At 63.8% G+C, this 13,081-nt stretch carries 13 protein-coding genes, 1 pseudogene and 1 riboswitch; of the genes and pseudogenes, 11 read left to right on the top strand and 3 right to left on the bottom strand.

All coding sequences use genetic code 11. The features are described from left to right. The first annotated feature begins 38 nt into the window (after positions 1 to 38). Both fabI and CK228_RS01395 read left to right on the top strand, forming a co-directional pair. A complete protein-coding gene (gene fabI, locus CK228_RS01400; protein WP_095771049.1) occupies positions 39 to 857 on the top strand; it encodes an enoyl-ACP reductase FabI in 819 nt (272 codons plus the stop codon). A 51-nt stretch (positions 858 to 908) separates the two neighbouring features. After that, positions 909 to 1,496, top strand: a complete 588-nt coding sequence (locus tag CK228_RS01395; protein ID WP_095786623.1) for a histidine phosphatase family protein — start codon at positions 909 to 911, stop codon at positions 1,494 to 1,496. 10 nt (positions 1,497 to 1,506) lie between these two features. Here the strand turns inward: CK228_RS01395 and CK228_RS01390 are convergent, their stop codons facing one another. After that, positions 1,507 to 1,767, bottom strand: a complete 261-nt coding sequence (locus CK228_RS01390; RefSeq protein WP_095771047.1) for a DUF1344 domain-containing protein — start codon at positions 1,765 to 1,767, stop codon at positions 1,507 to 1,509. 184 nt (positions 1,768 to 1,951) lie between these two features. Between CK228_RS01390 and aroC the strand changes: the two genes are divergently transcribed. Further along, complete coding sequence (gene aroC, locus CK228_RS01385; RefSeq protein WP_095771046.1) at positions 1,952 to 3,067, top strand: chorismate synthase; 1,116 nt, start codon at positions 1,952 to 1,954, stop codon at positions 3,065 to 3,067. 77 nt (positions 3,068 to 3,144) lie between these two features. Continuing rightward, positions 3,145 to 4,245 carry a 3,4-dihydroxy-2-butanone-4-phosphate synthase gene (gene ribB, locus CK228_RS01380; RefSeq protein WP_095786622.1) on the top strand — a complete coding sequence of 367 codons (1,101 nt, stop codon included), beginning with the start codon at positions 3,145 to 3,147 and terminating at the stop codon, positions 4,243 to 4,245. Positions 4,246 to 4,303: 58 nt separating this feature from the next. Here ribB and CK228_RS01375 read toward each other — a convergent pair whose 3' ends face one another. Then, positions 4,304 to 5,527 (bottom strand): MFS transporter, encoded by a 1,224-nt coding sequence (locus tag CK228_RS01375; RefSeq protein WP_095786621.1) that lies wholly within the window; start codon positions 5,525 to 5,527, stop codon positions 4,304 to 4,306. A gap of 119 nt (positions 5,528 to 5,646) precedes the next feature. On the opposite strand from CK228_RS01375, the gene CK228_RS01370 reads away from it, so the two are divergent. Together CK228_RS01370 and CK228_RS01365 are read left to right on the top strand one after the other, a co-directional pair. Beyond that, the gene (locus CK228_RS01370; RefSeq protein ID WP_095786620.1) at positions 5,647 to 6,255 is read left to right on the top strand and encodes a TetR/AcrR family transcriptional regulator; all 609 of its coding nucleotides are present in this window, start codon (positions 5,647 to 5,649) and stop codon (positions 6,253 to 6,255) included. A gap of 92 nt (positions 6,256 to 6,347) precedes the next feature. After that, positions 6,348 to 7,331, top strand: a complete 984-nt coding sequence (locus CK228_RS01365; RefSeq protein ID WP_245318034.1) for a hypothetical protein — start codon at positions 6,348 to 6,350, stop codon at positions 7,329 to 7,331. Between the two features lie 125 nt (positions 7,332 to 7,456). Here CK228_RS01365 and bluB read toward each other — a convergent pair. Then, positions 7,457 to 8,071: pseudogene (bluB, locus tag CK228_RS35670) on the bottom strand (5,6-dimethylbenzimidazole synthase); the annotation flags it as partial. A 110-nt stretch (positions 8,072 to 8,181) separates the two neighbouring features. After that, positions 8,182 to 8,362: riboswitch (cobalamin riboswitch) on the bottom strand. A 120-nt stretch (positions 8,363 to 8,482) separates the two neighbouring features. Between bluB and CK228_RS01355 the strand changes: the two are divergent. The 5 genes from CK228_RS01355 to dxs all read left to right on the top strand — a co-directional run bounded on the left by CK228_RS01355 (position 8,483) and on the right by dxs (position 13,004). Beyond that, the gene (locus CK228_RS01355) at positions 8,483 to 9,409 is read left to right on the top strand and encodes a histone deacetylase family protein (protein WP_095786619.1); all 927 of its coding nucleotides are present in this window, start codon (positions 8,483 to 8,485) and stop codon (positions 9,407 to 9,409) included. Between the two features lie 3 nt (positions 9,410 to 9,412). After that, the gene (locus CK228_RS01350) at positions 9,413 to 9,664 is read left to right on the top strand and encodes an exodeoxyribonuclease VII small subunit (protein WP_027046614.1); all 252 of its coding nucleotides are present in this window, start codon (positions 9,413 to 9,415) and stop codon (positions 9,662 to 9,664) included. Positions 9,665 to 9,762: 98 nt separating this feature from the next. Continuing rightward, positions 9,763 to 10,029 carry a DUF2277 domain-containing protein gene (locus tag CK228_RS01345; RefSeq protein WP_010914875.1) on the top strand — a complete coding sequence of 89 codons (267 nt, stop codon included), beginning with the start codon at positions 9,763 to 9,765 and terminating at the stop codon, positions 10,027 to 10,029. A gap of 39 nt (positions 10,030 to 10,068) precedes the next feature. After that, complete coding sequence (locus CK228_RS01340; protein ID WP_095786618.1) at positions 10,069 to 10,989, top strand: pirin family protein; 921 nt, start codon at positions 10,069 to 10,071, stop codon at positions 10,987 to 10,989. 101 nt (positions 10,990 to 11,090) lie between these two features. Next, a complete protein-coding gene (gene dxs / locus CK228_RS01335) occupies positions 11,091 to 13,004 on the top strand; it encodes a 1-deoxy-D-xylulose-5-phosphate synthase (protein ID WP_095786617.1) in 1,914 nt (637 codons plus the stop codon). Positions 13,005 to 13,081: the final 77 nt, after the last annotated feature.

Below are 13,081 nucleotides of genomic sequence, written 5' to 3'. Positions count from 1 at the left end.
GCACTCCACAAAGAACAAACCTTGCGGAGAGCGCTCACATGGCGGGTGGACAGGGCCTGATGGCCGGCAAGCGCGGCCTTATTCTTGGCGTCGCGAACAACAGGTCGATTGCCTACGGCATCGCCAAGGCATGCGTCGACCATGGCGCAGAGATCGCGCTGACCTATCAGGGCGAGGCGTTCAAGAAGCGCGTCGAGCCGTTGGCGGCGGAACTGGGCGCCTTTGTCGCCGGCCATTGCGACGTCACCGATCCGGCTAGCCTCGATGAGGTTTTCGCCAATGTCGCCAGGCATTGGGGCAAAATCGACTTCCTCGTCCATGCCATCGCCTTCTCCGACAAGGATGAGCTGACCGGCCGCTATGTCGAGACGACGCGCGACAACTTCCTGCGCACCATGGACATTTCGGTGTTTTCCTTCACCACCATCGCCAAGCGCGCCGAGGCGCTGATGACCGAGGGCGGTTCACTGCTCACGCTAACCTACTACGGCGCCGAGAAGGTGATGCCGCACTACAACGTCATGGGTGTCGCCAAGGCCGCGCTCGAAGCCAGCGTGCGTTACCTCGCCGTCGATCTCGGCGGCAAGAAGATCCGCGTCAACGCGATCTCGGCCGGCCCGATCAAGACACTGGCCGCCTCGGGCATCGGCGATTTCCGGTACATACTGAAGTGGAACGAATACAATTCGCCGCTGAAGCAGACGGTCACGCAGGAGGAGGTCGGCGATTCCGGCGTCTATTTCCTGTCCGACCTGTCGCGTGGCGTCACCGGTGAGGTGCACCATGTCGATTCCGGCTATCACGTGGTCGGCATGAAGGCGGTCGACGCGCCTGATATTTCGACGGTCAAGGATTAATTCCGTCCCCTATCCTCAGTCCAGGCCCTTGCCCGACCTTGGGAAGACTTGATGTACCCGCTGGTTTATATCGTGCGCCACGGCGAGACCGCGTGGAACGCCGAGGCCCGGCTTCAGGGCCAGGCCGACACCGATCTCAATGAGCTCGGCCGCCAACAGGCAACCGGAAACGGGAATCGGCTGGCCGGCCTCGTCAACAAGCCGGAGGATTTCGATTTCATCGCCAGCCCGATGAAGCGGACGCGCGAAACGATGGAGCGCATCCGCGTCGCGATGAAGCTCGATCCGCTCGTCTATCGAACCGATCCCGATCTCGTTGAAGTCAATTTCGGCGATTGGCAGGGGTTCACGTTTGCCGAACTCGAGACACGCTATCCTCGTGCGAAGAGGACTCGCGCTTTGGATAAATGGAACTTCCGGCCGCCCGGCGAAGGTGCCGAGAGCTACCAGATACTGCTCGAACGGGTGAAGCCCCGGTTCGACGAGATTGACCGCAAGACGGTCTGCGTGACGCATGGCGGCGTCATGCGCACCCTGTTCCGTTTCGTGCTCAATATGGCGGAGGACGAGGCCGCGAACCTGGAAATACCGCACGATCGCGTGCTCAAACTTGAAGGCCGGAGCCTGGAGTGGGTTTAAGCCGCCTGACCTAGTTCGTGTCGCTGTCCGGCAACTGCATATCGGTCACGACATTCTCGCCATTGGTCACGTCGTAAGCGATGACGATGTCCATGCCCGGCTTCAGCGAGTCGAGATCGGTTTCGGCGTTCAGCTTGTAGGATTTGCCGTCATCCAGCGTCAGGGTCAGCGCGTCCTTGTCGATCTTCTTGATCAGGCCTTCGGTCTGTCCGGCGAAGGCGGCGGTGGAATAGAGCAGGGCTGCGGCAACAGCGCCAATCAGGGTACGCATGATCGTCCTCTTTGGTCATTGCGCCGGCACTGCGGCGGCGGGTCCTCAACGGCGGATGGAAGAAAGCAGAAACCAGCCGAATGTGTCAAAACTTAAACGGCAGGGATGACAGTTTGACCACCGCAAGAAACGCCAATAGAAGGCAGGCTTCAACCGGCTCCGCTGCCGGCAGGGCACTTTATCAATGTCTCATAACACGTTCGGCCACCTTTTCCGCGTCACCACCTGGGGCGAAAGCCATGGCGCAGCACTTGGCTGCGTGGTCGACGGCTGCCCGCCCGGCATCCGCTTCACGCGTGATGAAATCCAGGCCGAACTCGACAAGCGCCGGCCGGGCCAGTCGCGCTTCGTCACCCAGCGCCGCGAACCCGACGAGGTGAAGGTGCTGTCTGGTTTCGTCCTCGACGAGGACGGCCAGACGATGATCACCACCGGCACGCCGGTCTCCATGTTGATCGAGAATGTCGACCAGCGTTCCAAGGACTATGGCGAGATCGCCCGCCAATACCGGCCGGGCCATGCCGACTACACCTATGACGTCAAATACGGCATACGCGACCATCGCGGCGGCGGCCGCTCCTCGGCCCGCGAGACCGCGGCCAGGGTCGCCGCCGGCGCGCTCGCCCGCAAGGTGGTGCCCGGCATGGTGGTGCGCGGCGCCCTGGTTTCGATGGGTGAAAAATCGATCGACCGCGCCAACTGGAACTGGAATTTCATCGGCGACGCGCAGAATCCGTTCTTCACACCCGATCCCGCTTCGGTTCCCGTCTTCACGCAGTATCTCGACGGTATCCGCAAGGCCGGATCCTCGGTCGGCGCCGTGATCGAGATCGTCGCCGACGGCGTGCCGCCAGGGCTTGGCGCGCCGATCTATGCCAAGCTCGACCAGGACATTGCGTCGGGCCTGATGTCGATCAACGCCGTCAAGGGCGTCGAGATTGGCAACGGCTTCGAGGCCGCCCAGATCACCGGCGAGCAGAATGCCGACGAGATGCGCATCGGCAATGACGGCAAGCCGGTGTTCCTGTCCAACAATGCCGGCGGCATCCTTGGCGGCATCTCGACCGGCCAGGCGATCGTGGCCCGTTTCGCCGTCAAGCCGACCTCATCGATCCTGACGCCGCGAAAGTCGATCGACAAGGACGGCAACGACGTCGAGGTGATGACCAAGGGCCGGCACGACCCCTGCGTCGGCATCCGCGCCGTGCCGATCGGCGAGGCAATGGTTGCCTGCGCCATTGCCGATCACTATCTGCGGCACAGGGGACAGACGGGGAAGGGAATAGGCAGTAGGGAATAGGCATTTGGCCGCCCGACACAGCCTTTTCATTTCCCTACTGCCTATTCACTAATCCCTGCGAGCGAAGCGAGCACCCCATGCCTTACGATCAGAAGAAGATTGTCGAAGCCATTCGCGCTTTCGAACGCGGCGAGATCGTCGTCGTCATGGACGATGACGGGCGCGAGAACGAGGGCGACCTGATCGTCGCCGCCGTTCACTGCACGCCGGAAAAGATGGCCTTCATCGTGCGCAACACCTCGGGCATCGTCTGCACGCCGATGCCGCGCGAGGAAGCCAAGCGGCTCAACCTGCAGCCGATGGTCGCCGACAATGATTCCGCCCACACCACCGCCTTCACCGTCAGCGTCGATTTCAAGCATGGCACGACGACGGGCATTTCGGCTGACGACCGAACGCTGACCGTGCGCAACCTCGCCAACGGCAATGTCGGCGCCTCCGATTTCGTCCGCCCCGGCCACATCTTCCCGCTGATCGCCCGCGAAGGCGGCGTGCTGATGCGTTCGGGCCATACCGAAGCGGCGGTCGATCTCTGCAAGCTCGCCGGCCTGCCGCCGATCGGCGTCATTTCCGAACTGGTCAACGACGACGGCACCGTCAAGCGCGGTCCGCAGGTGCAGGCTTTCGCCGAAGAGCATGGCCTGAAGCAGGTGTCGGTCGCCGACCTCATCGCTTACCGCCAACGCAAGGAAACGCTGGTCGAGCGCGTCGCTTGCTCCGATATCGACACGCTTGGCGGCAAGGCGCAGGTCTTCACCTACACGCTGCCCTGGGACACGATGCATCACGTCGCAGTCGTGTTCGGCGATATACGCGATGGCGAGGAAGTGCCGGTGCGTCTGCATTCCGAGGATGTGGTGACCGACGTCTTCGGCACCAGCCATCGCCTGGACGGCATCATGAAGGCGATAGGCGAGCGCAAACGCGGCGTCATCGTCTATCTCAGAGAGGGCTCCGTCGGCGTCGCGCACCAGGAGCGCAAGCGCCCGCTGAGCGGTGACCGCGAGGATCACGAAGAGGCCCGCCGCCGTGAGAATGAATGGCGCGAAATCGGCCTCGGCGCACAGATCCTGAAGGATCTCGGCATTTCCTCGATCAACCTGATCGCCTCGCGCGAGCGCCACTATGTCGGCCTCGAAGGGTTTGGCATCCACATCGCCAAGACCGAGATCCTCTAAAATATATTCGAGACTCAGGTCAGGTCGGCCTGACCTGAATCTCGACATATTCTGGCTATCACTCGGCCGGAACGGCGGCTGCTTCGCATCCGTCCAACTCGCATTTATGCGTGGCCAGGATGCGTTGGCCGAGCAGCACGGTGGCGAGCGCAATCGTGCCCGATGCCACCGAGACCCAGAACCCGTTCTGGGCGCCGAACGCATCCACCACGGCGCCGGCGGCGAAGGAGCCAAGCGCCATGCCGATGCCGATCCCGGTGGTCACCCAGGTGATGCCTTCGGTCAGCATCGCTTCGGGGACATGCCGCTCAATCAGGCCAAAGGCCGTGATGAAGGTCGGCGAGATCGCCACGCCGCTGATGAAGACGGTCAGCGCCAGAAGCGGCACGCTGTTGGCGGTGAGCGGCAGCAAGGTGCCGAGCGCGACCAGGGCGACCGCGATGGCGAGCTGGCGTTGCAGTGGTGCCTTCAGGTTGAGCGCGCCGACAATGATGCCGAGCATGAACGACCCCAGCGCGTAGACGCCGATGACGAGGCTGGCGGCGCCGGGCTGGCCGAGCTCCTTGGTGATGGCCACCGTGCTCACTTCCGTCGTCGCGAAGGTCGCGCCGACGAAGATCAGGGCAAAGGTGATGACCTGTACCGGCCGCAGGCGGATCGCCGAGCCGCTCGAGCCATGGTCTACCGGGCGCACCTGTGGCTCGGTCGATCGCTGCAGGATGAACGCGGTCGAGCCCAAGGCGAGGAACAGAGTGCTCGCCAGCATGCCCGCTTCCGGAAACAGGGCGGCGCTGAGGCCGACCGACAGCGATGCGCCGGCGATATAGACCAGTTCATCCGCCGCCGATTCGAAGGCGAAGGCGGTGTTCATCTCGGGCCGACCCCGGAAAAGCTCGGTCCAGCGCGCGCGCACCATGGCCGGCATGCTGGGCATGGCCGCCGCCAGCAGCGCCGACACGAACAGCGTCCAGACCGGCCAGTCCTGATTGGCGGCCGCGACCAGCGTGATGAAGGCGAGCACGGAGATGACTGTCGTGGGCACGACGATCCGCGTCTGGCCAAGGCGGTCGACCAGTCTTGATATTTGCGGCGCCAGGAATGCGTTGGCCAGCGCGAATGTCGCCGAGACAGCACCCGCCAGCCAGTATTCGCCACGCGTCTGCGACAGCATCGCCACGATGCCGATCGGCGCCATGGCGATCGGCAGGCGCGCCATGAAGCCGGCGGCCGCAAAGCCCCTCGCTCCAGGGGCGCGGAAGATTTCCGAATAGGGGTTTTGCATGGGGTTCCTCGACAAAGGGCGGTTCGACAATTACATACGAAGCGTATGATCATTAGATAGAGCATACGCGACGTATGTCAATTGGCATACGGAACGTATGTGAATAGGACCAGACGGAAATGCACAGACCCCGCAAGGAAATGATCGCCGAGACGCGCGCCAAGCTGATCGCCGCGGCCCGCCAGGCCTTTGGCACGATCGGATATGCCGAAGCGTCGATGGATGATTTCACGGCATCGGCCGGGCTGACGCGCGGCGCCCTCTACCACCATTTCGGCGACAAAAAGGGACTGCTGGAGGCGGTTATCGCCGAAATCGACAGCGAGATGGCTGCTCGGGTCAATGAGGTCGCGTCGAGAGCGCCGACCCGCTGGCAGCATTTCGTCGACGAGTGCACGACCTATATCGAAATGGCGCTGGAGCCGGAAATCCAGCGCATCATGTTCCGCGACGGTCCGGCCGTACTGGGCGATCCCGCGCAATGGTCGAATGCCAATGCCTGCGTCGGTTCAATGACCGATCATCTGACCGCGCTGCAGGGGGAAGGGGTGGTCGTCCCGGGCGTCGACCCCGAGACCGCCGCGCGGCTGATCAACGGGGCGAGCAGCCAGGCGGCGCAGCGGATCGCCAATTCGAACGACCCCGAAGCGACGTCGAAGATCGTGGTTGCGGCGTTCAAGCAATTGCTCGAGGGACTGCTCAGAAAACCAGCGTCGAAACAGAGCTAAATCCCCGTTGCGCACCGCTGTCCACCGCTCATGATTGACAATCCTCGGGGTGAGCGCATCCTTCCCAGCCATCTCTGAGGGGAGATTCGGGCATGTGGGATTTCGATATCGGCAGGTCGGTGTCCATCATGATGCGGACCTGGCCTTTCATTGTCTTTCGCATGATCGTCTATTTCGGCATCACGCTTGCCTATATCGTGGCGACCGGCACGGGAGCGTCGGTCGGCTATGGCGTCGGCCATATCTCCACGGATCCCGACGGGCCGATGTCCTTTGCCCTGTGGGGCGGCGTGGTCGGCTTCGGCGTGGTTTCGATCGCCGTCTATTGGATCCGCGAATATATCCTCTACGTCGTCAAGGCCGGCCATATCGCCGTGATGGTCCATCTGATCGACGGCCGGGATGTCCCCGACGGCCAGAACCAGATCGCCTATGCCAGGCAGGTCGTGACCGAGCGTTTCGCCGAGGCCAACATCCTTTTCGTCGTCGACCAGCTGGTCAAGGGCGCCATCCGCGCCATCACCGGCCTGCTCGGCGGCATCGCTGCTTTCCTGCCCATTCCGGGCCTGAGCGGTCTGGTCTCCTTCATCAACACGGTGATCCGCCTGTCGCTCACCTATGTCGACGAGATCATCCTCGGCTACAACATCCGCATCAACTCGTCCTCACCCTTCGAGACGGCGCGGCAAGGCGTCGTGCTCTACGCCCAGAACGGCAAGACCATGGTCAAGAACGCCGTCTGGCTGGCGGTCATCATGTGGGGCGTGTCTTTCGTCATCTTCCTGCTGATGCTGGCTCCGGCCAGCGCCGTTCTCTTCATCATGCCCGGACAACTCGCCGGCTGGGCCTTCGTGCTTGCCATCGTCTTTGCCTGGGCCTTCAAGGCGGCCTTCATCGAGCCCTTCGCCATCGCTTGCCTGATGCAGGTCTATTTCAAGACCATCGCCGGCCAGGTGCCCGATCCGGCCTGGGATATCAGGCTGGCCGAGGCGTCGTCGAAGTTCAGGGAGCTGAAGGACAAGGCGCTGGCCTCCTTTGGTGGCTCGCGCTGGGGCACGGCCGGCGCGACGAACTGATCGGCTGGGCAGGTCGTCGCCGGCGCGACATCGGAGGCGTTGAGGCGGGCCACGGTCGATTTCAGTGGCGCCTCGCCTTGCCCGCAAAAAGTCTCGCTCATGATCAGGTCGGGCAGCGGCAGCCGCCGGCCCCAGCCATGCGTTTCCAGGTCTGGTTTGGATGCGAACTCGGAAACCCGGCCGACGCAGAGATAGGCGACGGGCGTCACATGCTCGGGAATGGCCAGCAGGCTCTTCAACGCTTGCGGCTCGATGATGCTGACCCAGCCGACGCCGACGCCTTCGGCACGCGCGGCCAGCCAGAAATTCTGCACCGCGCAGACCGTGCTGTAGAGATCCATTTCCGGATTGTGCCAGCGGCCCAGTGGCGAACCTTGCGAGCGCCGACGGTCACAGGTGATGCAGATGTTGAGGGCGCTTTCGCAGATACCTTCGAGCTTCAGCTTGCGGTAGAGCGCCTGTCGTTCCTCCTCGATTTCAGGCAGTTCCTGTTCGCGCGCGGCCAGGAACAGGTCGCGCACCTCTGCCCGTCGCGCGGCGTCGCGGATGACGATGAAATTCCATGGCTGCATAAAGCCGACCGATGGCGCATGATGGGCGGCAAGCAGAAGCCGGGCCAACACCTCGTCGTCGAGCGCGTCGGGCAGGAAATGGCTGCGCACGTCGCGCCGCGTGAACATGGCGCGATAGACCGCATCGCGCGCCGTCTGGTCAAATCCGTCGCCCACAGGAGCGGTCATGTGTTCCGGCATCGCTCGTCCCCTTGCGATTGCAATAGTTCCACACCGTCAGAGCACTTTGTGCATCCAACTGGACGCGCGTTGCTCCGATGCCAGCCGCCTGACCATGCGGATGACGATGCCTGCCAGGCCGGTCTTCTGGCTCGGGATCAACCCGCGTCCGGTGCCTTCCCGTCATCGACAGTGGCATTTACCGGCGCGGTCCCCCTCACAGCGTTGGGCACGCCACGGAATTCAACCGTGTTCCCGATTCTCCCGCTCGCGGCGAGCACCAGGCAGTGGCGCGACCTTACGCCGAAGCCTCGGCCGCGCCAATCCCCGCAGCGGCGCCAATGGACGCAGGCGCGATTTTCCCCAGTGATCGAGCCGCAATGCATGGCCATCGCGGCGCCGGGGCACTAGATAGGGAGCATGACAACCCGTCTCTACACGCACCCGATCTTCCTCGAACACATCACGCCGCCCGGCCACCCCGAGCGGCCGGACCGCTTGCGCGCCATCGAGCGCGTGCTCGACGACGAGGCTTTTGCCGCGCTCGATCGTGCCAAGGCGCCGGAGGGCGACGAGGCCACCATCCTCTACGCGCACCCCGCCGATTTCGTCGCCCGTGTGCGTGCCGCCATTCCCGAGGAGGGTATTGCCCGCATCGATGCCGACACCACCGCCAGCCCGAAGAGCTGGCAGGCGGTGATCGCCGCGATCGGCGCGGCCAACGCCGCCGTCGACGACGTCTTTGCAGGCCGCGCCGACAATGTCTTCGTCGCCGCAAGGCCGCCCGGCCACCATGCCGAAAAGACCACCGCGATGGGCTTCTGCTTCTTCAACACGGCGGCGATCGCCGCGCGCTATGCGCAGAAGAAGCATGGCGCCGAGCGCGTCGCCGTCGTCGACTGGGATGTGCATCACGGCAACGGCACGCAGGACATTTTCTGGGACGATCCCTCGGTTCTCTATTGCTCGACGCACCAGATGCCGCTTTATCCCGGCACTGGCGCGAAGACCGAGACCGGCGCCGGCAACATCGTCAACGCGCCCTTGGCGCCGCAGACCGGCAGCGAGGTGTTTCGCGATGCCTTCCTGTCGCGGGTGCTGCCGTCGCTCGACAATTTCGCGCCTGACCTGATCATCATCTCGGCCGGTTTCGACGCGCATCACCGCGATCCGCTGGCCGAGATCAACCTGACCGAGGACGATTTCGACTGGGCGACCGGCCAGCTGATGCAGCGCGCCGCGCGCCACAGCGGCAACCGGCTCGTCAGCCTGCTCGAGGGCGGTTACGATCTGCAGGGACTGGCATTTTCGGTCGCCGCCCATGTCGGGCGACTGATGAAAGGATGAATGATGGCTGGTGAAACCAACGAAGACGTCAAGGCGATGAGCTTCGAGCAGGCACTCGACGCGCTGGAGAAGATCGTCGATGATCTCGAGCGTGGCGACGTGCCGCTCGACCAGTCGATCAAGATCTACGAGCGCGGCGAGGCGCTGAAGGCGCATTGCGACCGGCTGCTGAAGGCGGCCGAGGACAAGGTCGAAAAGATCAGGCTGTCGCGCGACGGCAAGCCGGTCGGAACCGAGCCGCTCGACGCGGACTGAGGCACGGAGCAGCCTTACCGGTTTTGGACACGATCATGGTTGAGGATTAAGCTCGTCCCGATTGAAACGGCTCCAGGACAAGAGGAGATACGGAAGCGATGTGCAGAAACATCAAGACCCTGTTCAATTTTGACCCGCCCGCAACCAATGACGAAGTGCGCGACGCAGCCCTTCAGTTCGTCCGCAAGCTGAGCGGAACGACACGGCCGTCGAAACAGAACCAGCATGCGTTCGATCATGCGGTCGAAGCCATCGCGGCATCGGCGCGTGAACTCCTCGATTCGCTCGAAACCAACCAGCATCCGCGCAATCGCGAAGAGGTGGCGGCCAAGCTGCGGGCAAAGGCGGCGATCCGTTTTGCCTGATGCCGCCAAGTGGCCCTTGACCGCTAACAAGGAGAGTCCATGAGCTTCTTTCCCGGGAAAGACCCTGAAGCCGGCGACGCCTTTGCCAGCGACCAGATCGAGTTGATGGTCATCCCGAACGCCAAGGACATTGGCGGCTTCGAGGTGCGTCGCGCGCTGCCGACCGCCAGGCGGCGGCTGGTCGGGCCGTTCATTTTCTTCGATCGCATGGGTCCGGCGATCCTGCGGGCAGGCCAGGCTCTCGATGTCCGTCCTCACCCGCATATCGGCCTGTCGACGGTGACGTATCTGTTCGACGGCAGGATCAGGCATCGGGATTCGCTGGGCACCGAAATGGTGATCCAGCCCGGCGACGTGAATTTGATGACCGCCGGCCGCGGCATCGTGCATTCCGAGCGCACGCCGGAGGAATTGCGCGGCGCGCCGATGTCGATCTCAGGCCTGCAGACATGGCTCGCCTTGCCCGATGGCAAGGAGGAAGTGGCGCCGGTGTTCGAGAACACCGCTGCCTTGCGGCTGCCCGAGATCGATGCCGAAGGCGTCCGCGGCCGCATCGTCATCGGCGATTTCCAGGGGCAGCGCTCCCCGGTAAGGGCCGATTCCGAGACACTTTACGCCGACCTTAGGCTGGCTCCGGGCGCCAGCATAAAGATTCCGGCCGACGCGGAAGAGCGCGCCATCTACACGCTGGAAGGCGAGGTCGCGATTTCGGGCGACGTCTTTCCGGCAGAGCGGCTCCTGGTGTTCCGGCCCGGTGACGAGATCATCATATCGTCGCAAACCGGTGCGCATTTCATGCTTTTCGGCGGCGCCTCGCTCGGCTCGCAGCGCTACATCTGGTGGAATTTCGTCTCCTCGTCGAAGGAGCGCATCGAACAGGCCAAGCAGGAATGGAAGACGGGACGCTTCGATATCGTTCCTGGAGATGAGAAAGAGTTCATCCCGCTGCCGGAAAGCTGAGGAAATCGGCGAGGGGACCTGATAGATCCGCGTCACCGACACGCATTTACTTTCGCCGGCCGGCGGCTTATCCCGCCGTTGAACAGAAAGCCTGAGCTCCCGTGAACGCAACGCCGCATACGCCGCTTCTCGACAAGGTCCGCATCCCGGCGGATCTGCGCGCGCTTGACGAGAGCGAGCTGCCGCAACTGGCATCCGAGCTTCGCCTCGAACTGGTCGACGCCGTGTCGCGCACCGGCGGCCATCTCGGCGCCGGCCTCGGCGTGGTCGAACTGACGGTGGCGCTGCATTATGTCTTCAACACCCCGGACGATCGCCTGATCTGGGATGTCGGCCACCAGGCCTATCCTCACAAGATCCTGACCGGCCGCCGCGATCGCATCCGCACGCTGCGCCAGGAAGGCGGCCTGTCCGGCTTCACCCGCCGCGCCGAGAGCGAATACGATCCCTTCGGCGCCGCGCACTCCTCGACATCGATATCGGCCGGCCTTGGCATGGCAGCCGCCCGCGACCTTTCCGGCGGCCGCAACAACGTCATCGCCGTCATCGGCGACGGCGCCATGTCGGCCGGCATGGCCTACGAGGCGATGAACAATGCCGGCGCGCTCGATGCCCGGCTCATCGTCATCCTCAACGACAATGACATGTCGATCGCGCCGCCCACCGGCGCCATGAGCGCCTATCTGGCGCGTCTCGCCTCGGGCAGGGCCTATGCCGGCCTGCGCGACTTCGGCAAGAAGCTGACCTCTTACCTCGGCAAGCGTGCCGATCGTGCGATCACGAGGGCTGTCGAGCATGCGCGCGGCTATGTCACCGGCGGCACGCTGTTCGAGGAGCTCGGTTTCTACCATATCGGCCCGATCGACGGCCACAATCTCGAACATCTGATCCCGGTGCTCAAAAACGTCCGCGACAATGGCGAAGGCCCGGTGCTGATCCATATCGTCACCCAGAAGGGCAAGGGCTACGCGCCGGCGGAGGCCGCCGCCGACAAGTACCACGGCGTCAACAAGTTCGACGTCATCACCGGCGCGCAGGCCAAGGCGCCGGCCAACGCACCGGCCTACACCAAGGTGTTCGCCGAAAGCCTGATTGGGGAAGCCCGCGAGGACGACCGCATCGTCGCCGTCACCGCCGCCATGCCGAGCGGCACGGGGCTTGATCTGTTCGGCGAAGTGTTCCCGTCACGGACCTTCGATGTCGGCATTGCCGAACAGCATGCGGTGACCTTTGCCGCCGGTCTCGCGACCGAAGGCTACAAGCCGTTCGCGGCGATCTATTCGACCTTCCTGCAGCGCGCCTACGACCAGGTCGTCCATGACGTCGCCATCCAGAAGCTGCCGGTGCGTTTCCCGATCGACCGCGCCGGCTTCGTTGGCGCCGATGGCGCCACCCATTGCGGCGCGTTCGACACCACCTTCCTGGCAAGCCTGCCGGGCTTTGTCGTGATGGCGGCCGCCGACGAGGCGGAGCTGCGCCACATGGTGCGCACCGCCGCGAGTTACGATGATGGCCCGATCGCCTTCCGCTATCCGCGCGGCAACGGCGTCGGCGTCGACATGCCGGAGCGCGGCTCGGTGCTCGAACTCGGCAAGGGCCGCATCGTCAGGGAAGGCACAAAGGTGGCGCTGCTGTCGTTCGGGACGCGCCTCCAGGATTGCCTGATCGCCGCCGAGGAACTCGGTGCGGCCGGGCTTTCAACCACAGTTGCCGATGCCCGCTTCGCCAAGCCGCTCGACGAGGATCTGATCCGCCGGCTCGCCCGCTCGCACGAGGTTTTGGTCACGGTGGAGGAGGGCGCCATCGGCGGCTTTGCCAGCCATGTGCTGCAGTTCCTTGCCCATGAAGGACTGCTGGAAGGCGGCCTGAAGGTGCGCCCGCTGGTGCTGCCCGACATTTTCACCGACCACGCCAAGCCGGAGAAGATGTATGCCGATGCCGGTCTCGATGCGGCCGGCATCGTGCGCACGGTATTTGTCGCCCTCGGCCATACAGCCCGCGCCCAGCGCGCCTGAACCAAAGTCTCAGGGGCTTCAATCAGTTTGCCGGCTTGACGTCTTAACGCATTGTTAACGCTGCCGTTTGGCATTCT

Source organism: Mesorhizobium sp. WSM4312 (assembly GCF_002294875.1).
Lineage (GTDB): Bacteria > Pseudomonadota > Alphaproteobacteria > Rhizobiales > Rhizobiaceae > Mesorhizobium.
This window is presented reverse-complemented; position numbering and strand designations above follow the sequence as displayed.